This window comes from Spirosoma radiotolerans, from assembly GCF_000974425.1.
GTDB lineage: Bacteria > Bacteroidota > Bacteroidia > Cytophagales > Spirosomataceae > Spirosoma > Spirosoma radiotolerans.
This window is the reverse complement of record NZ_CP010429.1, coordinates 836,422-860,636: the sequence shown is the minus strand read 5'-3', so window position 1 is coordinate 860,636 and position 24,215 is coordinate 836,422. Positions and strand designations below refer to the sequence as shown.

The 24,215-nt window shown below is 50.3% G+C and carries 19 protein-coding genes; 13 read left to right on the top strand and 6 right to left on the bottom strand.

Translation table 11 applies throughout. The annotated features are described in order from the left end of the window. The first annotated feature begins 56 nt into the window (after window positions 1-56). Window positions 57-296 carry a hypothetical protein gene (locus tag SD10_RS03375; protein ID WP_046375680.1) on the top strand — a complete coding sequence of 80 codons (240 nt, stop codon included), beginning with the start codon at window positions 57-59 and terminating at the stop codon, window positions 294-296. 5 nt (window positions 297-301) lie between these two features. On the opposite strand, the gene SD10_RS03370 is transcribed toward SD10_RS03375, so the two are convergent. Next, window positions 302-1,705 (bottom strand): MATE family efflux transporter, encoded by a 1,404-nt coding sequence (locus SD10_RS03370; RefSeq protein WP_046375679.1) that lies wholly within the window; start codon window positions 1,703-1,705, stop codon window positions 302-304. Between the two features lie 136 nt (window positions 1,706-1,841). Between SD10_RS03370 and SD10_RS03365 the strand changes: the two genes are divergently transcribed. The 5 genes from SD10_RS03365 (at window position 1,842) to SD10_RS03345 (ending at window position 6,843) form a co-directional block, all read left to right on the top strand. Continuing rightward, on the top strand, window positions 1,842-2,690 hold the full coding sequence (locus tag SD10_RS03365) for a DUF4290 domain-containing protein (RefSeq protein WP_046375678.1): 849 nt from the start codon (window positions 1,842-1,844) through the stop codon (window positions 2,688-2,690). Window positions 2,691-2,776: 86 nt separating this feature from the next. Continuing rightward, entirely contained in the window at window positions 2,777-4,084 is a 1,308-nt protein-coding gene (gene murA / locus SD10_RS03360) for a UDP-N-acetylglucosamine 1-carboxyvinyltransferase (RefSeq protein WP_046375677.1), read from the top strand. A gap of 264 nt (window positions 4,085-4,348) precedes the next feature. Continuing rightward, complete coding sequence (locus SD10_RS03355; protein ID WP_046375676.1) at window positions 4,349-5,005, top strand: DUF305 domain-containing protein; 657 nt, start codon at window positions 4,349-4,351, stop codon at window positions 5,003-5,005. Between the two features lie 63 nt (window positions 5,006-5,068). Then, on the top strand, window positions 5,069-5,875 hold the full coding sequence (locus tag SD10_RS03350; RefSeq protein ID WP_046375675.1) for a bacteriorhodopsin: 807 nt from the start codon (window positions 5,069-5,071) through the stop codon (window positions 5,873-5,875). 74 nt (window positions 5,876-5,949) lie between these two features. Then, complete coding sequence (locus SD10_RS03345; protein ID WP_046375674.1) at window positions 5,950-6,843, top strand: SAM hydrolase/SAM-dependent halogenase family protein; 894 nt, start codon at window positions 5,950-5,952, stop codon at window positions 6,841-6,843. A gap of 18 nt (window positions 6,844-6,861) precedes the next feature. Here SD10_RS03345 and SD10_RS03340 read toward each other — a convergent pair whose 3' ends face one another. Continuing rightward, window positions 6,862-8,694 (bottom strand): ABC transporter ATP-binding protein, encoded by a 1,833-nt coding sequence (locus SD10_RS03340; protein ID WP_046375673.1) that lies wholly within the window; start codon window positions 8,692-8,694, stop codon window positions 6,862-6,864. Window positions 8,695-8,907: 213 nt separating this feature from the next. Between SD10_RS03340 and SD10_RS03335 the strand changes: the two genes are divergently transcribed. The 5 genes from SD10_RS03335 to SD10_RS28580 all read left to right on the top strand — a co-directional run bounded on the left by SD10_RS03335 (window position 8,908) and on the right by SD10_RS28580 (window position 12,864). Beyond that, a complete protein-coding gene (locus tag SD10_RS03335; RefSeq protein WP_046375672.1) occupies window positions 8,908-9,774 on the top strand; it encodes a tetratricopeptide repeat protein in 867 nt (288 codons plus the stop codon). A 105-nt stretch (window positions 9,775-9,879) separates the two neighbouring features. Beyond that, entirely contained in the window at window positions 9,880-10,935 is a 1,056-nt protein-coding gene (locus SD10_RS03330; protein WP_046375671.1) for a chemotaxis protein CheB, read from the top strand. 225 nt (window positions 10,936-11,160) lie between these two features. Beyond that, window positions 11,161-11,505, top strand: a complete 345-nt coding sequence (locus tag SD10_RS03325) for a PadR family transcriptional regulator (protein ID WP_046375670.1) — start codon at window positions 11,161-11,163, stop codon at window positions 11,503-11,505. Window positions 11,506-11,508: 3 nt separating this feature from the next. Then, complete coding sequence (locus SD10_RS03320) at window positions 11,509-12,159, top strand: hypothetical protein (RefSeq protein ID WP_046375669.1); 651 nt, start codon at window positions 11,509-11,511, stop codon at window positions 12,157-12,159. A 6-nt stretch (window positions 12,160-12,165) separates the two neighbouring features. After that, entirely contained in the window at window positions 12,166-12,864 is a 699-nt protein-coding gene (locus tag SD10_RS28580; RefSeq protein WP_052731059.1) for a hypothetical protein, read from the top strand. 1 nt (window position 12,865) lies between these two features. On the opposite strand, the gene SD10_RS03310 is transcribed toward SD10_RS28580, so the two are convergent. Further along, window positions 12,866-13,963 carry a glycosyltransferase family 4 protein gene (locus SD10_RS03310; protein ID WP_046375668.1) on the bottom strand — a complete coding sequence of 366 codons (1,098 nt, stop codon included), beginning with the start codon at window positions 13,961-13,963 and terminating at the stop codon, window positions 12,866-12,868. A gap of 186 nt (window positions 13,964-14,149) precedes the next feature. On the opposite strand from SD10_RS03310, the gene hemE reads away from it, so the two are divergent. Continuing rightward, entirely contained in the window at window positions 14,150-15,184 is a 1,035-nt protein-coding gene (hemE, locus tag SD10_RS03305; RefSeq protein WP_046578999.1) for a uroporphyrinogen decarboxylase, read from the top strand. Between the two features lie 40 nt (window positions 15,185-15,224). Here the strand turns inward: hemE and SD10_RS03300 are convergent, their stop codons facing one another. The 3 genes from SD10_RS03300 to SD10_RS03290 all read right to left on the bottom strand — a co-directional run bounded on the left by SD10_RS03300 (window position 15,225) and on the right by SD10_RS03290 (window position 18,793). Further along, window positions 15,225-16,214, bottom strand: coding sequence for a bifunctional heptose 7-phosphate kinase/heptose 1-phosphate adenyltransferase (locus SD10_RS03300; protein ID WP_046578998.1), 990 nt, complete (start codon window positions 16,212-16,214; stop codon window positions 15,225-15,227). A gap of 108 nt (window positions 16,215-16,322) precedes the next feature. Continuing rightward, window positions 16,323-17,924: an NADH-quinone oxidoreductase subunit N gene (locus tag SD10_RS03295; protein ID WP_394330462.1), complete on the bottom strand. Its 1,602-nt coding sequence runs from the start codon at window positions 17,922-17,924 to the stop codon at window positions 16,323-16,325. Window positions 17,925-17,980: 56 nt separating this feature from the next. Continuing rightward, complete coding sequence (locus SD10_RS03290) at window positions 17,981-18,793, bottom strand: TerC family protein (RefSeq protein WP_046578996.1); 813 nt, start codon at window positions 18,791-18,793, stop codon at window positions 17,981-17,983. A gap of 365 nt (window positions 18,794-19,158) precedes the next feature. Between SD10_RS03290 and SD10_RS03285 the strand changes: the two genes are divergently transcribed. Beyond that, complete coding sequence (locus SD10_RS03285; protein ID WP_046375667.1) at window positions 19,159-24,213, top strand: translocation/assembly module TamB domain-containing protein; 5,055 nt, start codon at window positions 19,159-19,161, stop codon at window positions 24,211-24,213. The last annotated feature ends 2 nt before the right edge of the window (window positions 24,214-24,215 follow it).

The following is a 24,215-nucleotide window of genomic DNA, read 5'->3' as shown; positions in this document are numbered from 1 at the left end:
CAAGAAACGCGCAGCGAACCGTTGCGCGTTTCTTGTATAAAGACTTTTCCGGTAGCATGTGGTACTTCCTCATTAAGCAAGCCATGCTCGACAGGGCGCACTACGAGGCTTTACAAAAACGCGCGTCATTGACCGAAGTGGAGTTGTTCAATGAGCCTTACGAAAACTGGTACGTTTTTTCGGTTGAAAAAGACGCCTATACTCCCTTTATGGATTACCTCGACCGCGCTGGCATTGCGTATGATCTGATGGCCGACCGCCCCACGCGGGAAGAGATGCTGGAAGGCATGCGTTAAGTGAACTAGCTGGTCTGAGGTTTCGGGTTACTGTTCCCCAAAAATAAACTTGCCCGTCGAAAGAAACGCCAGGTCAGCAGGACAGCCGCAATACTCAAACCAGCCAGTAAGCCAATCCAGACCCCAACAGCGTCCATACCGAACGGAAAAGCCAGCACATAACTCAAAGGCAAGGCAACTATCCAGTACGAAAATAAGGTAATCAACGTGGGTACGTTGACATCCGACAGACCCCGTAAGCCACCCAAAGCCACCACCTGCACCCCGTCGGAAAGCTGGAAGAAACCAGCCATAATCACCAGCGAGGCCGCAATGGCCATAACCTGCGGGTTGTCGCGAATGTAAAGTGTTACCAGCCAATCGCTGGCGGTTAGAAACACAAGGGCCGTAATGCTCATAAAACTGACCGACAGCAGAAAAGCCGCTATGCCCGCTCGCCAGATACCATCCCGGCTGGCCTGACCCACGGCAGCACTGACCCGAATGGCGGCCGCCGACGAAATACCCGTTGCCATCATATAGGTCACGGAGGCCATATTGATCGCAATCTGGTGAGCCGCCAACTGCGCTTCGCCTAGCCAGCCAACAATAACGACCGCCAGCGAAAAAGTAGCGACTTCAAAGAAAAACGTCAGTCCGCCGGGAATACCCAGCCGTAAAATTGTCCAGGCTTCGGCAGTGATGGGCAGCGAGTTAAATTCTTTTTTTAGATAAGCCCGGAAGTTGGGCGCCTGGTACACATACACCAGCATGGCCCCGGCCATGAACACGCGGGACAGAAGTGTAGCCGTTGCCGACCCCATCAGCCCCAGGGCCGGAAACGGACCAACCCCTTTAATAAAAACGTAATTAAACAAGGCATTGACCCCAAGCGCCGATAGTGTAATAGCCATCGCCACCCGTGGGTATCGAAGGCCATCGCACAACTGACGAGCCGCCACAAAGACCAGCAAAGGGAATAGCGATACGCTCAAAATGAGCATAAAATTGCGAGCCAGGCGGGTTACTTCGGGCGTTTGCCCAAACAAACTAAAGTTATAAGCCAGCAACACCGACAAGCCTCCTACCAGTACGCTCAACAGAAGCGCAACGCGTAATCCAGCCCGAAACAGGCGATTTACGGCCGCCGGCCCACCGGACTGGTTGTTCGCTTTAGATACCAAAGCCGCCACCACCGTCAAGCCCCCTACCCCAATGCTCGACATCAGAAATGAAAGCGAGTTGGCCAGTCCGGCGGCACCCAGCGGTAAGGCACCCAGCAACCGCCCCACGAATAAATTATCTGTGACGCCCATCAGAACAACGCCTAGCTGAGCAATAATTATCGGAATACTCAGGCGAAGCGTATCTGCAAATTCGGCGCGATAAATGAGAAATAAGGAAGACAGCGGGCGTTGAACACGGAACATAGCGCAAAGGTAGCGCTTATGCATCTACCAACCTTTGCTTTCTGCCGCTTGTCGCTGGCCCCTTCGCTCGATACCCCTTGCCCCTTGGTCCATTCCTTCGTACTTTTGCTTTCTTTATCATCTATCGGGCAAGCCCTTGAAAGAATACGGCAGTAGTATCCAAAAGTTAGTTGACAACATGGTCAACATTGACGATCGCTCAACCCGAACTCGGTATGCACATATCCTGATCGAGTTGATGCGGCAAATCCATCCGAACATGAAGGATGGTCAGGACTACTACAATAAATTGTGGGACGACCTGTATATTATGTCCAACTTTACCCTCGATGTCGACAGCCCTTATCCGCCCCCATCGGAAGAAGCGCTGGGCAAAAAACCGCAACGGGTTCCTTATAATACGCATCACCTGAAGTTTAAACATTTCGGCCGAAATGTAGATTTACTGATCGCTAAGGCTGTTTCGCTGGAAGAGCCCGAAGAGCGACGTGCCTTTGTTTCCTACCTGACGCGCTTGATGCGTACCTTCTATCAGGCGTGGAACAAAGAGTCCGTTGAAGACGAAACGATTTATCAAAGCCTGATCGAACTCTCGAACGGTAAACTCTACGACGACATAAAACTCATTCGGGAAGAAGGGCTTGTTGAAGCAACGCCCCGTGAGCGTACTGGCGATCAGCCTCAGCGTATCGTCAATAACAATTACCGGAATGACCGAAACCGGGAAGGCGGCATTGGGCAACAGGGGCGCCGGAACGACCGGGACAACGGAGCTCGCAACAATAATAACCGGAATGATCGGAACCGGGATGGCGGGAATGGCCAGCAGGGACGGTCAAACAACCGGAACGATGGCTCACAGCGTAATTTTGGCAACCGGAATCGCAATGACCGCGATGGCGGACCACGCGATGGCGGACCACGCGATGGCGGACCACGCGATAACGGGTCACGTAATGACGGGCCACCTCGCAGACGGCGGTAGTTTTTTTTCGTGAAGACTGGTTAATGAAGGTTGATAACAGGCTTCGTTAACCAGTCTTCGTTTTCTCATTATTCATTATTTCCTAAATGGCATCTTTTCAAATCACAGGCGGGCGCAAACTAAAGGGTGAACTAAATCCGCAGGGCGCTAAGAACGAAGCGCTACAAATTCTCTGTGCCGTATTACTGACCAAAGACCCCATTACCATTCACAATATTCCGGGCATTCGGGATGTTAATCAACTCATCGATCTGCTTGGCGATTTAGGCGTATGGGTTACCAAGATTGGCGAAAGTTCATACCGCTTTCAGGCCAGCGACGTTAACCTCGACTACCTCGAAACGGATACCTACAAGCGCAAAGCAGCTGCCCTTCGGGGGTCTGTCATGTTGCTTGGACCGATGCTTGCCCGGTTTAAAAAAGGGCGTATTCCGCGGCCTGGTGGCGATAAGATTGGCCGCCGTCGCCTGGATACCCACTTTTTGGGTTTCGAAAAACTCGGTGCTCAATTCAATTACGATGCCAACGATGGCGGTTATTACCAGGTAGATGCCAGTAATTTACGCGGCACGTACATGCTGCTCGATGAAGCATCCGTAACCGGTACGGCCAACGTGCTCATGGCCGCCGTTATGGCCGAAGGAACAACGCAGATTTACAACGCGGCCTGCGAGCCCTATCTTCAGCAGTTGAGTAAAATGCTCAATTCAATGGGTGCTAAGATTACAGGTGTAGGCTCTAATCTGCTCACCATTGAAGGTGTGTCGGAGCTGACAGGGACAGAGCATACGATGCTCCCCGATATGATTGAGATTGGCTCGTTCATTGGTCTTGCCGCCATGACCCAGTCGGAGATAACGATCAAGAACTGCCAGATTCCTGAGTTAGGCATTATTCCCGATCAGTTTAAGCGGTTAGGTATTCAAATGGAGTTTCGGGGTGACGACATCTTCATTCCAGCTCAGGAGCGCTACCAAATCGAAAGCTTTCTGGACGGCGGCATGATGACCGTTGCCGATTCACCCTGGCCAGGCTTCACTCCCGATCTGTTAAGTATTGTCCTTGTTACGGCCGTTCAGGCGCAAGGCACCCTGCTGATTCACCAGAAAATGTTTGAAAGCCGGCTTTTCTTTGTCGACAAGCTGATTGACATGGGTGCCCAAATCATTCTTTGCGATCCGCACCGCGCAACTGTTGTCGGGCTAAACCGGCAGATTCCGCTCAAGGGCATTCGGATGTCCTCGCCAGACATCCGGGCGGGTGTGGCGCTGCTCATTGCGGCCATGTCGGCGCAGGGAACCAGTATCATCGACAACATCGAACAGATTGACCGGGGTTACCAAAACATCGATACGCGACTCAATGCCATTGGCGCCGAGATTATTCGGTTGTAATTGGTTGAACGAGTGTATTTCTTTTTAAATAGGGCAGGAGACTGCCCTATTTTCATTTTACTGGATTGAGCGCTGTTCCACTGGGGTTCCACCAGCGTGTGAAAGCTGTAACTTAATGGCTATTTCTCGTCGAAGAGGTGTTAGTTTACTGCCCAACTCACAAATTGCCTGACAGCGAAGTACCTGCCGTTAAACCTTCTGGCTCTATTTTTGTCTTTAGGCTATAGTAAACTTCGTTTAACACCTAAAAAATAAGTTCTCCCAATGAAAACGCGACAAGCTAATTTATCCATTTGGGCGCTGGCAGCGCTGCTCTCCAGTAGTTCGCTCATGGCCTGTGCACAAGCAACCACCGGCGCGGCAACGGCTAGTACTGCGCAAGCCAGCGATCCAGCTAAAACAACGCTGTTACAGCCGCTACAGCAGATGATAGCCAAAATGAAAAAATTACAAGCAACCGGAGACCCTGATTTCGATTACGCATTCCAAGCCAAAATACATACCCAAGGAGCGCAGGATTTGCTGAAACAGGAAATTCAAAATGGGAAGGATTCGTCTTTAAAGCAAATGGCGAAGACAATGCTAGCCGCTACAGACGCCGATATAAATGTGCTCAATAGTGCACTCACTGAAATTAAGCCTACTCGCCCAAATCAGGCTTTTGTGCAACAGCAAAGCCAGAATATAGAAGCTATGAATCTGAAATTACAACAGACAGGGGCAAGCGATAAACTAACGAGTAGTCTGGATTCTAATTTTTCTAACCTTCTTCTTGACCATCGTCAGGATGCGATCGACATGGCAACTACCTATTTGCAGTATGGCAAGAATAGTTCATTAAAAGCGTTTGCTCAGCAACTGGTTGACAAGTCCAAGCAACAAATGTCAACGATGAAAGCAATGTCTGGCACACCAAAATAGGCTTTACCATTGCGCCATGAATGCAGTAGCGTTAGTTTTGAGGTTACTAACGTTATTGCATTCATGGAAATAGCTGATTCTTTTGTTCCAACGGCGGGCGTCGTTGGTGTTTTTCCGTTAGTCACGTACTTTCTGCTGATCGTGGCTACGTATAGTTTTCTGGGTACATTCATTTTTGCGCTGGCCTCACGCCCAGGTATACCGTTACACCAGGCCCAGAATCTAGCCCCTCTTCTGACTGCTATTGTGGCGGCCATCTCCGGTCTCTCTTATTACCGAATTCAAGGCTATTACCACGATCTGCTGGCCGACCTGGTAACGGTAGCCAATCCTAGCGACAGGCAGGTACTCATACGCGAGTCATACAACGCCATTGGCCAATTTCGCTATATGGATTGGGCAATCACCATTCCACTGCTATTGATTCAGGTGGCTTTAGTGACCAAACTTCAGCCAGCTATTCGTACACAGATACTGACCCGATTGGTAGCAGGCAGTTTCTTTATGGTATTAACGAGCTATATTGGCCATCAACAACTCGCTTTTGATAACGAAATCCAGGTCGGTCCCAAATTGGTGTGGGGAGCCATTGCCATGCTTGGGTATGGTGTTGTTCTGCACACCTTAGTCAAGCTCTGGAAGCAGCTTATCAGCCAGGCACAGCCTGATTTGTCTTTTAAATATCGGCAGATTGCCTACGCACTTGGTATTTTGGGGGTTATTTATCCCCTTGGCTACTTTCTGACATGCACTGCTATTGACTTTAATTGGATTCATATAGCCTACACGATTGCCGATGTTAGTACTAAAATCGGGATAGGCCTGATCATTTCCTTCGCGCCCCTGACTGTCAACCCCACAAACGAATGAAGTATTTAGCCTTCCAGTTTATCCGTCAGGAAAGTTAAAGCGGCCTTATGTTCAATCCATAACCCGATTCTCGTATGCGGTCTCTTTACAGTTCGATTCTTTTTGTCTTGTTCGTTCTGCCGCTGGTCAGCGCGCAAAATGGCATCGTGGTTTTTCAGTCTGACTTTGGCCTGAAAGACGGAGCAGTATCGGCGATGAAAGGAGTGGCGGTGGGCGTATCGCCAAGTCTCACGCTGCTGGACCTTACCCATGAGATTCCGCCCTACAACATCTGGGAAGCTGCCTATCGACTCCACCAAACTGTACCCTATTATCCGAAAGGTACTATATTTGTGTCTGTATGCGATCCCGGCGTAGGTACCGAACGGCGTTCAGTTGTACTGCTCACGAAATCTGGGCACTACATCGTCACCCCCGATAACGGCACACTCACATTGATTGCCGAACACCTCGGCATTCAGGAAATCCGACAGATTGATGAAGCCATTAACCGGCTCAAAAATTCAGGCGCATCGTATACGTTTCATGGTCGCGATGTCTATGCGTATACAGCCGCTCGTCTGGCTTCCAAAACCATTACGTTTGCACAGGTAGGCCCCACGTTAGCCGCCGACGTTGTTCGCCTTCCTTACCAGAAAGCGGTCAATGAGAAAGGAGTGGTGAAAGGAAACATCCCTGTTCTCGACGTTCAGTACGGCAATGTCTGGAGCAATATCCCTAAAGCTATGATCGACCAGTTAGGCGTTAAGCATGGCGAAACCCTACACGTTCAGGTTTTCCATAAAAACGATATTCGCTACGACAGGCGTGTTCTGCTGGTCAACACCTTTGGGGAAGCCCCTACTGGCGACGATGTTGGCTATATCAACAGCCTGCTGAATTTCTCCATTGCAGTAAACCAGGGTAATTTTTCGGACAAATATAAGGTATTCAGCGGGCCAGACTGGACGATTGTCGTCAGTAAGTAATGATGAGATAATTACCGCTTAAACGCTCTGCATTGTACTTAACCGCCGATAGAATCCTTCGTCCAGGGTCAGGAGTTCGTCGTGACGCCCCCGCTCCACAATACGGCCCTGATTCACCACCAGAATCTCATCGGCGTGCTGAATGGTGCTGAGCCGGTGCGCAATGACCAAGGTTGTCCGGTTGGCCATCAGGCGCGTTAAAGCTTCCTGTACTAATTTTTCAGACTCGGTATCCAAAGCCGAAGTGGCTTCGTCGAGAATCAGAATCGGTGGATTTTTCAGGATAGCCCGGGCAATGCTGATGCGCTGCCGTTGTCCGCCCGATAGCTTGCCCCCCCGGTCGCCGATGATCGTTTGGTAGCCATCGCTCTGAGCCACAATGAACTCGTGGGCGTTGGCAATGCGGGCAGCTTCCATTACTTGGGCTTCAGTGGCCGCGCTACCAAAGGCAATGTTATTGAAGATTGTGTCATTGAACAGGATACTTTCCTGCGTCACAATGCCCATGAGCCCCCGCAGGGAAGCCATTGTACAATCGCGCAGGTCGACGCCGTCGATGAGAATACTACCGGCAGTAGGGTCATAAAATCGGGGAATGAGGTCGGCAATCGTGGATTTCCCCCCACCCGATGAGCCAACGAGGGCAATGGTTTTTCCTTTCTGAAGATCGAAATCAATGTCGCGCAGAACGGGTGTATCGGCGTTGTAGGCGAATGACACGTGCTGCACCGAAATTTTATCCCGGAATCCGGTCAAGGCAACAGCATTGGGTTTGTCCTGAACGATGGGAGTGGTATCGATCAACTCCAGCACACGCTCGCCCGAAGCCAATCCTCGCTGCGATCCACTAAAAGCATTCGAGATGTCTTTGGCAGGGCGGGTTACCTGCGAGAAAATGGCGATGTACGCAATGAACTGGGCCGCCGTTAAATCGGACTGTCCGCTCAGGACAAGCGAACCGCCGTAAAACAAGATACCAGCGACAACCACGACGCCCATGACCTCCGAAAATGGAGAGGCCAATTCGCGCCGGTTCGCCAGCGACCGAATGGCGTTTCGGTAGCCTTCGTTTTCGCGCCGAAATTTGTCCAGAATAAAGCCCTCCGCCACAAATCCTTTCACCACGCGCATGCCGCCGAATGTCTCATCCAGCAGACTGACCAGACCACTCAATCGCTGCTGGCCTTCCTGCGCGTCACGCTTCATCCGCCGGACAAGCGTGGCAATGAAACCGCCCGAAATGGGAATGACAATAATGGCAAATAAGGTCAGCTTGACCGATATGCTGAGCAGGGCCACGATGTAGCCAATTAGCAGGAACACCTCTTTCGATGCGGCCGACAGCGTATTGGCAATGGAGTTTTCTACTTCCTGCACATCGGTCGTTGTCCGCGAAATGAGGTTTCCCTTCCGCTCATTCGAGAAGAAGCCCAGATGAAGTTGCAGCGTTTGGGCAAAGACCGCTTCGCGAAGCGTTGCGACCATACGCGCCTTGAACGACTCTAATTGCCTGACGGAAAGATACTTAAACAAATTATTGAGCAACACCGACAGGATAATAACAAAGCAAACAAATTGCAGAGCTCCTACTTTGCCATATTCCTGAAACACCTGAGCAAAATAATAGCGAAAAAAATCGCTGGGTCCCGTTGTGATGGATGGAGCGGGTTGGCTCAGGAACGCCTGCATTTCTTTGGCATCGACCTTGTCGAATAAAATGCTGAGTAGGGGTATGAGCAGGGTGAAATTTAACACGCCAAAGACACTGGACAACAACGACGTTAAAACGAACGGCGTCAGGAAGCGGCCCAGTGGTTTGGCAAACGAGAGTAATCGAAGGTATGTTTTCATTCTTCCTGCAAAGGTAATCCGAACCGGGGTTTATCTGATTGATCTGAAGGCCTATGATTTTGCTCCCGAAAACCTCGTTGGTGAAATTGAGGGTTCATGCATAGGTTTGGTACATTAAATAGGCATTTTTAGGGACTCTTATACCCTTAGGGATGTTGTAGATAAAACATTCAACTGCCATCTGCCTGACAGATCGTACAATACTGATGACTTATGCTTGAATTCACCTTAGTGTCTGCTTTTGTCGGTTATCTAATTTACCTGCGCTATTATGCCGATCAACGGACAAATGCCCAGAAAGAGGCCGAACAGTTGCGGGAAGGCATCACCCTCTACGAAACAGGGCAGCTTGCCAAATCGTTGACTTACTTCAATAATGCCATTACCACACGGCCTACATCGGCGGTGGCATACTTGTATCGCGCCCGGATTTATCGGGATCTGGGCGACCAGCAGGCGGCAATGGCTGATCTAAACCAGGGAAAGAGCTACGATGACAGCATTGCCGAACTCCATCTGGAGAGCGGACAGATTCACTACCAACAGCAGGACTACCCGACGGCGTTTCAGGATTTCGATAAAGCGATTTTTCATACCCATGGCGATATGGCCGAGCCGTACCACTGGCGTGGTTTGGTGCGTCAGCAACTTCACCAAACCGAGCAGGCCGAGCAGGATCTGGCCAAAGCTACTCAGATTGAACAATTGGTAAAAGACAGGCCATTGGCCGCACCAGCTGAACAAACCGGCTTTTTTGACCGGCGTTTTTTTCTCAATGCGGGTCTAACAGTATTGGCGAGTCTACTTCTGCTGTATCTCATCAAAATAAGCCCGGTTATCCACTGGCCTTACTTATGGGCTGCCTCATCAGCCGTTGGTATCGGGTTTCTTGAGCCCCGAAAAGGGTGGGCTTTGGCGATTCTGCAAGCCTTCACGATTCTGGTTGGGTATTATGTGGTGGTAGGACCAGACCCGCTCAGTACGCATCGGGAAGTAGAAACGTTCAGTCTCTATGGGTCTATTGGACTGACATTTGCCGGCAGCCTCATCGGCAGCGTTCTGCGTAAGGCCCAGCGCTGACACAGCTATAGGTCAGATTTTGCGCCGAAAGAAGTGGCGTGAAAACTATTTGATAGCAATACGGTTGAACAGGAGGAGTATATACGTAAGTAGAAGACAACTCGCATGGAAAAATCAACCCAAAAAACAGTTAAGCGCGATATTGTTATTATTGGCTCTTCAGCTGGAGGCCTACCCGCCTTAATGGAGATTGTAGCGGCTTTACCACCAAATTTTCCAGCAGCTATTTTGATTGTCCAGCATATTCCCCCTTACTCTGTTAGTAATCTACACCAAATTCTCAATCGGTTAGGTCCCCTACCGGCGACTATCGCAAAGGATGGTGAGCTTATCGAACCGGGGAAAATTTACGTAGCTTCTCCGGATCATCACCTGCTGGTGGAGGACGGTAAAATAGGTGTAAAGCGAGGGCCGAAAGAGAACAGATTCCGACCCTCTGTCGATGCGCTGTTTCGCTCAGCGGCCTATACCTATGGTTCCCGCGTGATTGGCATTGTCTTGTCTGGGGTTCTGGATGACGGTACGTCTGGCCTTTGGTCTGTCAAACGCCTTGGTGGTTTAACGATGATTCAGCAGCCAGAAGACGCCTTATTTCCACAAATGCCGCTCAATGTGCAGGAGCAGGTAGAGGTTGACCACTCCCTTCCGGCGAGCCAGATGGCGGCCTTGCTAGCACAACTAACGGCTGAACCCACCAGGCCGACAATCAAATTGACCAAGAGAGAGCTCAAGCTTCTGGAAATGGAGATTGTTATCGCTGGTAAGGACAACGCCTTTGAAATGGGTATTATTGACATGGGCGAGTTAACGCCTTTTACCTGTCCTGAATGTCATGGAGCCCTTACACAACTCAAAGAAGGCAACATTATCCGGTTCCGCTGCCATACCGGGCATGCGTATACGATTAGCGCGCTTTTATCGGAAGTTACGACAAATGTAGAAGCCATCCTCTGGCAGGCGATGCAAGGGCTTGAAGAGACGACGATGCTGCTAACTCGTCTGGGGCAGCATTTTGAGAAGCTAAACCATGATGAGGTTGCTCAGGTCTTTTTTCAGAAATCAAAACTGATCAAAGATCGCTCTCAGGTGGTTCACGACTCAGTTTTTTCTCAGGAGCTACTGAGTGGCGATATCGGGCTTAAGATTCAGGCTGATGTATAAACGCAGTCAGAACCGTTTCCGCACTCGCGTGTATTGTCATCAGTTCAGGCCGGTTTACTAGCCTATAAGCGAGTGAACCGGTTTTCATTTATGCGGAGCAAGGGGTTTCAACTGTATTATACGACGCCTGAAACTGTTCTGGTTGCCTATGGAAACTAGTTCAAAACGCAAAATTCCCATACCTAAGATATGTAGGTATATAGAATTCTTTTGTACGTTTGAGCCATGAACGCTTCCAATACTTCCTCTTTATTAAAAGGTAGCCTCTCGGTGATAATTTTGCGGTTACTCGAAGACCGCGAAAAGATGTACGGCTATGAGATTACGCAAAAAGTAAAAGAACTGACGGCCGGTGAGATGGCCATTACGGAGGGTGCCCTATATCCCGCTTTACACAAACTTGAAGCGGACGGTTTGCTTACAACCGAAACGCAGGTAGTAGATGGCCGAGCCCGCAAATATTATTCGCTCACCAAAATCGGCCACGCGGAAGCCACCGGGCGCATCGCCGAATTGACGGCATTCTTAGAGAATCTAAATTTGGTCCTTAACCTTAAACCGAGTTTGTAAAAGATGGCGCTGACGGATGTTGAACTTAAGTGTTTACGCTACGATTTGGTCGAGTTGGCTCACATTGACTACACCGATGTGTTGAATGAGTTGCTCGATCATTATGCAACACTGACCGAGCAAAAAATGGCCACAGGCCTCTCCTTCGACGATGCTAGTAAATGGGCGTGGGCTGAACTGGGAGCAGGCAAAGGTTTACAGGCGGTTCAGAGGAATTATGCAGATAGCACCCGTAAGTACCTAAAGAACCGGCACCTCGCCATTGTGAAATCTTATTTCCGATGGCCGGCTATTGTCGTGACGCTGCTTGTGAGCGTGTTGATTTATCAATTATTGGCGGTAATGACACCTACGGCGAGCAATGTCGCCTTTGCTATACTCCTTCTTAGCCCCTGCTTGGCATTGACCTATATCTTCGTCAACGGAGGTAGCGAATATGATAATAGGCAAAAACTGGCCTGGCGTTATTTAAAGCAACAGGCTAACCTTCCAATGACCTTAATAAGTCTGTCCAATTGCTTCAGCGACGAATATAAGTCAGGCTTTCTTCCCCTAACGGCGGCTTTCGCGTCGGTCTTTTGCATTGCTTATTTATTGTACGCCGTTAGTCTTTTCCAATTGAGCCGCGAACAATTTCGAACTATACTGACCTAATTCCCTATGCTCACTCCCGCCCAACTTTCAATACTTGACAACCATCTGCGAAAGGAAAATTGGTTGCTCAATGAAGACCTGATTGCCGAACTCACCGACCATTATATACAGGGAATTAGTGAACGGCTAGACCAAGGTATGGAGTTCTCTGTAGCACTTCATGACATCCATACTGGCTTTGGCGGGCGTAAGGGATTGCTAAAAATGGAAGAAGAATATCAGACGCAGAAAGCTCGTCGCGTCTATGCGATGGAGTGGAACCTAGTACACTCCTTCATGCAGGGTTCGCACTGGCCACTGTCTGTCTGCCTGTTCATTAGTCTGTATATAGTAAACGCGTTTATAGGCCAGGAGGAAACGATTAAATCAGGTTTAGGTGTAGGTTTCTTTTATGTATCGCTTTCTGTACTTCTAAATGTAATTCTGAGTGGTGTATTCTTTTATCGGAACCGCCGTGAAGTGAATTATGCAGTTAGGCTGCCCAGCTCGCCGGTATATATTATTGCTTATGGGTTGAGCATGACATTGCTGGCAATGAATAAATATTTGTTTCCAAAGTTTGATTTAGGCCTCTCGCACCAGATCATTACCGTATTGGAAAGCTTTCTGGAAACACTATGCCTGATCTATTACGCAGCGATTATATTGTCAATTAAAAATGTGCTGATAAACAATCGGAGCAACCGTCTTCAAAAAGCCCCTTAACTCAAGCGTTTAAATTCACCAGTCCTTCATAAAGCTTCCAATACTCCCCCGCTGCACTGGGCCAGCTAAACCCGGCGGCCCGGCGACGTAACCGGTCTTCGCGCAGCGGGTTTTGGCCAAAGTCGTGCAGGCCATCATGAAGGACTTTGGCCATACTTTCCGGCTCGAAGTTTTCGAAATAATAGACCTCTTTGCCACCAACTTCGGGCAAGCTCGTCCGGTCCGAAATGAACACCGGCTTCCCGAACGCCATGGCTTCGGCCACGGGCAACCCAAATCCTTCGGAGAGGGAAGGGAACAAAAACGCTTCGCAGTGGGCATAAAGCCACAATTTAGTCGCTTCATCGACCGAACCGGGCAACAGTAAGCGGTCGGCAATGCCAAGCTTTAGGGCTTGCTCACGAATGTGCTGGGCGTATGGATGACCGTCCGGCCCGGCTAAAACCAATCGATAATCGGGAAACGCTTCGAGCAGGGGTAGCAGCGTATGAACGTTCTTTTTCGGGTGAATGACCCCAACGAACAGCAAAAAAGGCGCTTGGGTAAACGAACGAATGGGCGCATCGGCCGGTACCGACTCCGCAGGAATGTCGGTTGGCGCGTTTTTCGGATCGACGGCGACACCATTATAGATGACGTGTATGGGCTTGGCGGCTGGAATACGAAGATGTTCTTTCACCGTCGATGCCGTGTAGTGGGAAATAGCCGTCAACACGGTAGCCCGATCAATAATGCGTTGACTTTTTGCCAGTTTATCCGCTTTTTTTCTGTCAGAGTAATCAGCCCGTTCGAGAAAATTCAGGTCATGAATCGTTACAATTAATTTCCCCTGAGATGTACCTGGCAAATAGGCGGAATCCTGATGCAGACAGTGCCATACATCATACTGGCCCTGAATCCAGAGTTTCTGTAACCACGATGCGTCAATATAGCTTACCGAGTTACCGAAAATACCCGTTTGCCCTTTAGGCACCAGGAACGTTAACTTCCACCCATCGGGGCGCTGGCGAACGAGTTCATGGCCAAGGTGTAGGCAAACCTGCCCCAAACCACTATTGAGGTCGCGCAGCCGTTCGGCGTCGATAAAGAGAGAAGGCATAGCATCGTCTAGTTTTGGCAAAATTGGGAAATTTTGCCAGGACCCCACAAAATAAATTCAACGCAAATACTGTCCAGTTCGGATGAGGAGCTTTATCACCATAACCGGCAAGAAAAAGTCACCGAAGCAGGACTCTCCGCGAAACTCCTGGCAGATGAATCCTCGTTCCGGGCTTATCTTTGTGGCATGACTTTACAAAATGACTTATTACTCCGCACCGCACGGGGCGAGTTGACCGAGCGAGTACCGGTCTGGATGATGCGTCAGGCTGGGCGTGTGCTGCCCCAATACCGGGCCGTTCGGGAGCGGGCCGGAAGTTTCATTACGCTGGCAAAAACCCCTGAACTAGCGGCCGAGGTGACGATTCAGCCGGTCGACGCATTCGACGTGGATGCTGCTATTATTTTCTCCGATATTCTGGTCGTGCCCGAAGCGATGGGCCTGCCGTATGAAATGATCGAAAGCCGGGGCCCCGTGTTCCCATCGACGGTACGGAGCCAGGCCGACCTGAGTCGGTTGCGCGTTGCCGATGCTGAAAGTGATTTGGGCTATGTGCTCGATGCCATCAAACTCACAAAGAAGGAGTTGAATAACCGTGTGCCGCTCATTGGCTTTGCAGGAGCACCCTTTACTATTTTCTGTTACATGACCGAAGGCAAAGGGTCAAAAACCTTTTCGGTTGCCAAGAAGCTGCTCTACACTGATCCCAATTTTGCCCACGCGCTGCTACAGCAAATCACCGATAGCACGATAGCCTATTTGCAGGCTCAGATACGGGCGGGCGTCGATCTGGTTCAGATTTTCGATTCCTGGGCGGGTATTCTCTCCCCCGAGCAATACCGAACGTTCTCTCTACCTTACATCAAACAGATCTGCGATCTTGTTGGTAGTGCATCGGACCGCGATATCCCGGTCACTGTTTTTGCCAAAGGCGCCTTCTTCGCCCGCCACGAAATTGGGCAGTTGAGCTGCGACGTAGTCGGTTTGGACTGGAACATGGACCCGAAAGAATCGCGGGAGCTGATTCCGGACCGAGTCTTACAGGGCAACCTGGACCCTTGTGTGCTCTACGCCGATTTTACTCAGATACGGGCAGAGGTAAAGCAAATGCTCAGCAACTTCGGGCACCAGCATTACATTGCCAACCTTGGCCACGGCATCTATCCTGATACCGATCCAGACAAAGCCCGCTGTTTTGTGGACGCCGTGAAAGAAATGTAGTGTATTGTGGTGGTGCGGCATGCCGCACCACCACAATACACTACAAGCTCTCCTTCGCTTCCTGTTTCAGTTGGGCCTTGTCGATAGGCACAACACCTACTGACTCACAAACCAGTCCTCCCCCCAAGTTCGACAATCCGGCAATGATGCTGGGCGGCTGTTTCAGCGCTACGCAACAGGCGGCAATGCTGATCACCGTGTCACCGGCTCCCGATACGTCAGCAATTTTGCGAATATGAGCGGGCAGCTTCAGTTTCTCGTCGTTATAATCGATAAATGCACCCCGCTCCGATAAAGTAATCAGGGCGCCTTTCAGGTTCAGCGTTTCCTTCAACTGCTCAACCACAGCCTGGAATTCTTCGGCATTATCGACATCAAAATCTACTTTTAAGCCCTCGCGCAACTCTTTCAGATTCGGTTTGAAAAGCGTTGTGTTCTGGTACGACAGGAAGTTGCGTTTTTTGGGATCAACCACCGTAGGAACCCGCTGCTCATTGGCGAAATCGGTGATCTCGGCAATGGCTTCTTTACTCAGAACCCCTTTGTCGTAATCTTCAAAAATAACGACATGGCAACTTGGAATGAGCTCTTTGGCTTTGGAAATCAACTGTTCACGTTCGTCGATAGTAATGTATTTATCCGTCTCGGTATCGACGCGAACCACCTGTTGAGAGCCAGCGATAATCCGTTCCTTGATCGTGGTAATGCGGGATTTACTTCGGATAAGTCCATCGCAATTCAGGCCCCGATCGCAAAGCTCCTGCTCCAGCAGATCGCCCGGTCCATCTGTGCCGATGATCGAACAAATGATGGCTTCGGCACCCAGTGCCTGTACATTCAGCAACACGTTTCCAGCCCCACCCAGGCGCCGTTCGCGCCGATCGACCGTTACCACCGGCACGGGTGCTTCAGGCGAAATCCGCTCCACACGCCCCCATACGTAGGAGTCAAGCATAACGTCGCCAATAATCAACACGCGGAGTTTGTCGAACTGATCGAACAGTTCATCAAGGGACATATCTAAGACCATCAGGTCGCGAGCAGGACTCATAGGTGCAGCGGGATTGTTATAATACAAATAAACGAAACGTGAGCGCCTTTTCCGAAAGGACAGGATCTCTTCGAGTTAACGGGAAAATTACTGTCTATCAATAAAGTACAGCAACAGATCAGGCTTTAAAAATAAGAGGACCACGGGCAATGTTAAACTAACCGCCAGCCAGACCAGGGCCTTTGGTAAAACAACAGGTGCTAACACGTCGGTTTGCGTAGGAATTGGCCGAAAAAAAAGAAGGAATGGAATTTTCAGGTAATAGACTAATGAAATCAGGGCATTGAGCAGACCCAGCGCAAACAAAGCGAGCAACCAGGCATCACCCGTTTGCTGGTAGGCTTCGTAAAGCGCCGAAAAAGCCAGTAGCTTTGCCGTAAAACCAACGGTAGGCGGCAGACCCGTCAAGCCCAGCATCACCACCGTTAAGGCAATGGCCAGTAGCGGTTGCTTTGCGCCCAGGCCAGCAAAATTATGGATTGTAAGCGGTTCGTTTTGCGGGACCCCGGCGCTTCGCGCCAGTAAATCGACCAGAAAAAAAGCCGCCAGCGACATAAACAGATAGGTACCTACATAAAATAAACCCGCTTCGAAACCCGCGTTGTTCAAAGCCACCACGCCCACCAGCAGAAACCCGGCATGAGCAATGGTTGAGTAAGCCAGCAGTCGTTTGGCCTCCGTTTGCCGAAGCGCCGACAGGTTACCAATCAAAATACCCGCCAGGGCCAGTACGGCCAAGGGCGTTTGCAACACAGCTGCCGTTGTTCCGCCCGTCCCCGACTCGGCGGGCAAGGCGGTGATCACCCGCATCAGCACCAGTACCGCAGCCGCTTTTGGGCCAACCGAGAAGAACGCAGCGACGGGTATGGGAGCGGCTTCATAAGCATCGGGCGTCCATATGTGAAAGGGTACCCCGGCAAGCTTGAACAACAAACCAGCCGCCGTAAGTAACATGGCAACGGCCACAACCGAACCTTCCTGACGAGCCAGTTCGGCCCCAAAGGCATCCGCCGTTAGGTCGAGTGTACCGGTCATGCCATACAGTAATGACATGCCATAGAGCATGATCGCGGAGCTTACCGCCCCGAACAACAGGTATTTTATGCCACCTTCCGACGCTTTCCGACTAGTCGTGAGGGCTGTAAGTAGGTACGAGCAAATAGAAACCAGTTCGATGCTCAGATAAATACTGAGCATATTGACCGACATCGCCATCAGAAACAGGCCCAACGTCATGGCGACCAGCAGGGAATACCACTCGAACGGCAATCCTGGCTGCCGGATGACACCAACGCCCCGGCGAACCTGAAGCAATTGTCCTGTCTCGGCCTGTGGGAAAGACAAAAACTCGTACAGGACAACCAGTATAGCGCCTAACGCAACAATAGCCTGAATAAAAATAGCCTGATTATCAACAAACAATAGGTTCGTAAACAGGAAGCCCCGCGTGGGCATGTATACCGCCCAAAGGCCCGCTACCAGCAAAACAAGAACACTCAGCCCAGCCAGATAACGACGTGTCTTCGGTAGGGGCATGACCCGAACGAAAATTAATTCGGCAATCAGCAGCAAGCAAAATGACACGGATAGCCAAATTTCAGGACCGAAGCCGCGGAGGCTACTAAGAATGTCGGTTAGTTGATCAGTAAGTGGCAAATTGCAAATGATGAATAGTGAATGATGAAGCATAAATGATCAGTAACCAGCGTGTGAAAGTCATTCATGATTCATCATTTATCATTGATTTAAATCATGCCGTCGCGGTCGGGTTGGCCTTCGTAGTTGTGCAGTTTTACGGGCGACTGCTTCTTCCGAAGCCGGATATTCAGAAACTCGACCAGGAGCGAGAAGGCAATGGCGAAGTACAAATAACCTTTGGGCACCGTGCCGACTTCCTGATTGAAGATGACCACTTCGGACAAGTGAGCGCCTTCGGCCACCAGCATAAACCCAATCATAATTAGAAAGGCGAGGCCCAACATCTGGATAGTCGGGTGTTCGTTGACAAATGAACCGACGGGCCCGGCAAAGAACATCATGATCAGAATCGACAGTATGACGGCGATCATCATGATGGCGACGTTCTGCGTCAGACCGATGGCGGTTAAAATAGAGTCTATCGAAAAAACAATATTGGTAATGGCAATTTGCGTGACCACGCTTGATATCGTGGCTTTTCCTTTCACATTCCCTTCAGCCTCTCCTTCGTCGCCACCTTCCAGTTTATGGTGGATTTCGGAAGTAGCTTTATAGAGCAGAAATAGCCCCCCGGCAAACAGAATAAGACTCTGGCCCGTCAGAGCCGCTTTGAACCAGCCCGCATCAATGTGCGTAAACGGCTTGCTCAGCGATATAACAAAGGAAATGCCCATCAGTAACACCAGTCGGAAACCCATAGCCAGCAATAAGCCGATATTTCGGGCTTTAGGCTGATCGTTCCGGGCTAGTTTATTAGCCGCAATGGAAATAAAAATGATGTTATCGATACCCAGAACAATTTCAAGAAATGTCAGGGTCAGTAGGCTAATGATAGACTCGGCGGTAAAAAGATCGCTCATGGTTGAACTAAAGTGAAAGCCAAAATTACCCCCTACGGTCCGGGTCTGCAACAACTTGTCGAAGAAAGAGCACGCAGCCGGACAAAAGGTTGCCGGATTGGACAACTGGTTGATAACATTAAAATAAGATTGAAGCAACAACTTAGGGCCAAACGGCGTATAGTGTCTAGCGCTATCTGTTCTCCCTTAAAATGGGCTCGATAGGTAGGCCAAACTGATGCCGGTCAAATAGGATATATTTAAGGACATTAGTAGCTTTGGCCATAATCTAGTAACATAATAAGCGCCTAACTCGTTATAAAATGACGTGTTACTTCCTGACGTAATCCCGAACCGATTAGTTTTTCGCCAAAACTCAGCGTCTTGTGTCAAAACTGTTTGTCCGTATTCTGCTTGGTATAATTGCCATTATCCTCTTGCTGGTAGGATTTGTGGTTATTGTCGCTACAACGCCCTGGGGACAGCAACTGGTTACCAATCAGGTAAACTCATACCTTGCTCAAAAACTTCAATCGCCCTTTCGCATCGGACGGATCAGCTATTCGATTCCTGACTGGATCGAGCTGGAGGACGTCTATTTTAAGACCCCGAAAGGGGATACTCTGCTCAACGGTGGCCGGATGCGCGTGGACCTCGACATGTGGGGCCTGCTTAATAATCGGGTTGCTCTCAATCAAATTGAACTGGAACACATCCGTCTGAATATAAACCGCACATTACCCGACACCACCTTTAACTTTCAGTACATCCTCAATGCCTTCGATACAGGGACTGCGCCAGAGCCTTCGGATACGGTATCGACGCCTATGGCGATCAACCTGAATGGTATTGCCCTGAGAGACGTGCGAATCAAGTACAAAGATGACGTTGTTGGGGCCAATGTCAATGCGTATTTGGATAGCCTGCGGGCTTCGTTCAGCGAGACCGACGTAGCGACGTCAAAGTACCATCTGTCGAACGTAGCTGTCAATGGCCTCAACCTCTACACAAGGTTATACGAAGGGCTACCGACACCACCAAGCGCCCCAAGTAAACCGGGAGATACGCTCAATCTGGCACTGGGAAAATGGCAGATTAACCATGCCAAATGGGACGTACAGGTTGAAACAGCCGATTTCCAGACAAAAGGCAGCGCCGAACGACTCGCCATGGAGTCGGACTATTTCTACTTGGAAGGCGAGAAAATAGGCATTAAATCGCTCGATCTGAACAATGCCGATATAGCCGCCTTACTGACCAAACCGACAAAAAAAGCAGCCGCTCAACCCGTAGCCAATACGCCGGTTACGCCCGGTTGGCAAGCCCGACTGACCAACGTTCGTTTTGCTAACAACCGCATCCGTTACGACGATGAGACGGCTCCGCGCCAGAAAAAGGGCCTTGATTACGGTCACCTCGATCTACAGAATCTGGGAATAGACGGACGGTTTCTGGTGTATCAGGACCTCGGCAAACGAGGCCAGAAAATCAGTGGACAGCTCCGTAACGGCAAGTTTCGGTCAACCAGTGGCTTTGTTCTTCAGCAACTGGAAGGCAACGTGCTTTATACCGACACCACCACAACCCTTACTAAACTCTATATCCAGACGCCCACCAGTTTAATACGTGACCAGATGGTGTTGCGTTATGACTCATTGGGGCAGTTGACGAACCCCCGTTTTGCGAAGCGTGTGGGCGTTCGCGTCAACCTTCGTCAGAGTCGGTTATCAGTAGAGGATGTGCTGCAACTGGCTCCATTCTTAGCCGATACGCCCCCATTTGCCGGAAATAGCAGGGGCGTCTTCAAAGCGAATGCACAGGCCACAGGTACGTTAGCCTCGCTGAACTTACCCCGCCTGGAATTTGATATGCTTTCTGGCACGAAAATACGCGCCAGTGGCCGCCTGACGAATGTGACGGACCCCGATCATATTGGCGTCGACATGACCGTGCAGCAGGCCGTGACCAGTCTGGCCGACATCAACAAACTAGCCCCCAAAGGGTCAATTCCATCCTCTATTGCGCTGCCGCCCTCGCTTCAACTCACCGGAAAAATTCAGGGGCAATTGAATAACCTCGTTCTCGATGCCAAACTCAATACCGCGTGGGGTACGGCCGCCTTCGATGGAAAGCTGGCGGGCTTTGTTGCGGGTAAAAACCAGACCTACAAGGGCACGTTGAATCTTAACGATTTCGATGCGGGCAAGTGGTTAAAGCAACCCGAAACCATTGGTAAAGTAACCGGGCGGGCTACGGTGGACGGGCGCGGTATTGACCCAAAAACATTGTCGACGCGCTTTGATCTGGCTGTACAGTCGGCCGAACTGAGCGGCTACCGGTATCAGAACCTGAATGCAGAAGGCAACCTGGCCAATGGTAATCTGAACCTGATCGGTTCATTAAAAGACCCGAATGCTAACCTGACGCTCGATACGAAAGTTGGTCTTCAGGGCGATTTCCCAAGCGTTACAGGTCAGGCCGTCATCAATGAATTAAACCTGCAACAGCTGAAACTCTACAGCGACCCGCTATCGCTCAAAGGACGGATTATACTCGATATGGCCTCAACGGACCCTGCCAAGCCCGTTGGTACTGTGTCGGCCAGCGATGCTGTATTAAGCCTCAATGGCAAAAGCTACCCCATCGACTCACTCTATGCGCGGTTAGCCGCTGATGGGAACACTAAAAACGTGGTTGCCCAACTGCCGGGTGCCCGGATGACGCTAAACGGTCAGTTTGAATACACCCAACTATACGACATTATTGCAGGTGAAATCAGCCAATATATTGCCATACCCTCATTAACATACAAACGCATTCCGCCCCCGCACGCCTTTACGCTGGCGGTGAAGGCCTACCAGAATCCGCTCTTCCAGGCATTTGTACCAGGCTTGACCCGAATGGACACCGTCCGGTTCAATGCCTATCTGGACAATACCCGCGATACCACGCTGTCGGCTACACTCCGTACGGGCGTTGTCGTTTATGACACCACCACCTTACAGGGCAGTACCATGACCCTACGGGGAGCTAACAACCAGCTAAAAGTTGATGGACGAATCGATGGCGTTCTGTACGATGGCATCACCATCCGCCAGACAAACCTGAACGGTATAGCGGCCAACAACCGATTCCGATTTGCGGTCGTTAACAAAGACTCAATCGACCAGGATTTACACGGTGTTTCGGGTACGCTGAGTATTGTCGACTCCAGCTACCGGTTCAACTTTGCTCCTAATGGGTTACTGACAAACTACCAGCGCTGGCAAACAGATACGGCTGGTTTCGCGCAGTACGGTAAAGATGGCGTACTGCTCAACCGACTTCATATCGAAACCGGAGAACAGTCGCTGGAGATAAGCAGTACGGAGCAATACGGCAACGCCCCCATTCGGGTGACAGCCCGCGCCATTGAGCTGGGAAATCTGGCCCGCCTGGCCAATCAGGATACAACCCTGGCCAGCGGACAGCTTAACGGCACAGTGGTGGTTCGGGATTACATGAGTACCGACAGTAAACTGGCCTTTATCGGGTCCGTTTATGTAGATAGCCTGAAGGTAATGGCTAAACCCATTGGCAACCTCACCGCCCGTTTCAGTAACACATCCGACGGGCGCATTAGTGTGAATACGGCGCTCGCCGGACCCTACAATGACGCAACCGTTACGGGGTTCTACAATCCCGACGATGCAAAGCAAGCTCTTGACCTGGCCATTAAACTGAATCGCCTGGATGCGCGTACCATCGAAGCCTTTAGCTTTGGCGAGTTGCGGCAGGCAAAAGGGAATCTTACCGGTGGTTTCACGGTGGAAGGGGCCATAGATAACCCAAAGATGGACGGAAGCGTTGCGTTCGATTCTGTCGCGTTTAACATCAAGCAACTCAATGCAACCTACCGAATTGACCAGGAAAAGCTAGCCTTTTCGGGTCAAACGATTACGCTGGATGGGTTTAACCTCCGCGATGAACAGGGGCGAACCCTCACAACCGATGGTACCGTTGTTCTGAAAAACCTACCGGATGCGGCCTATAACCTGCGCGTTCGGGCCGACCATTTCCAGGTGCTTAACGCGGGCCGAAAAGACAATGATTATGCCTATGGACAGGCGTCGGTCAGTACCGATCTGCGCATCAAAGGCGCCGGATCCAATGCCTCGATCAATGGTACGGTCCGGCTCGAAGACGGCAGCAAAGTAGCGATGGTGCTGCCAGACCAGCAACTGGACGTAAATGAGTCCAGCAAGATCGTCACGTTTATTAAGCACAACGATTCACTGGCTTTAACTAAATACCTATACCGCCCCAAGCGGGATAGCCTGGCTCCGCGACTAGCCTTTGATCAACTTAGTAATGCCACCATTTCGGTCGACCTAGAAGCCGATGAGAAATCGGAATTAACGATTGTTGTCGACGAACTCAACGGCGATTATTTACGGGCGCGGGGTAATGCACGGCTCAATGTAGGCGTCAATGCCTCTGGTGAGATAACTGTCTTAGGTCGCTACGATGTAACCGAAGGCGAATACTCGCTGACCTATCAGGTATTGAAACGACAGTTTAAAATTCAAAAGGGCGGCTACATTCAGTTTACCGGCGATCCGCTCAAAGCCGATATAAACATGACGGCTATTTATCAGGTATCTACCTCCCCCGCCGACCTGATCGGCAATGAGTCAACGTCTGTCGATGCAGCAGCGCTCAATCGTAAGTTACCATTTGATGTGGCCCTGACGATCAGCAACAACCTGGCTGCTCCAAAACTGGATTTCGACATCCGGTTACCCGAGGCAGAGGAAAGCGGAGCCGCAGCATCCAGTGCGTTTGCAACAACGATCGAGAACAAACTGAAAACGCTCCGGCAAGATCAGTCACAGATCAACAAACAGGTATTTGCGTTGTTGATTTTAAACCGTTTCCTTCCCGAGAATACTTCAGACTTTTTTTCGTCGTCGAACAACGGTGGTTTGGATACACAGGCTGAAGGTGTGGCTCGAAATAGCGTCAGTAAATTAATTTCGGAACAGTTGGGCAAATTGGCGTCGGGTATTCTAAAAGGCTTCGATGTCGACTTTAATCTGCTTTCGCAAACAGGTAGTGCCAACACAGGAGGTACCACAAATGGAGCCCGAACAGATCTGAATGTGGGCTTGTCGAAGAGCTTTCTGTCGGGACGGCTTACAGTTTCTGTTGGTCGAAACTTTGTGCTTGAAAATGCAGCACAAAGTGCGACGCGAAACCCAAATGAGGTTTTTGACAATGTATCACTGAACTACAACCTTAGCCGCGATGGGCGCTATGTACTCCGGGGCTATCGGCGTAATGATTATCAGGCAGTGCTGGATGGTTATATTATTGAAACGGGCGTTGGTTTTGTGATCACGGTAGACTTTAATACGCTGTCTGACATTTTTCGTCGGTCGACAGGCCCTTCGCTGAACTAATT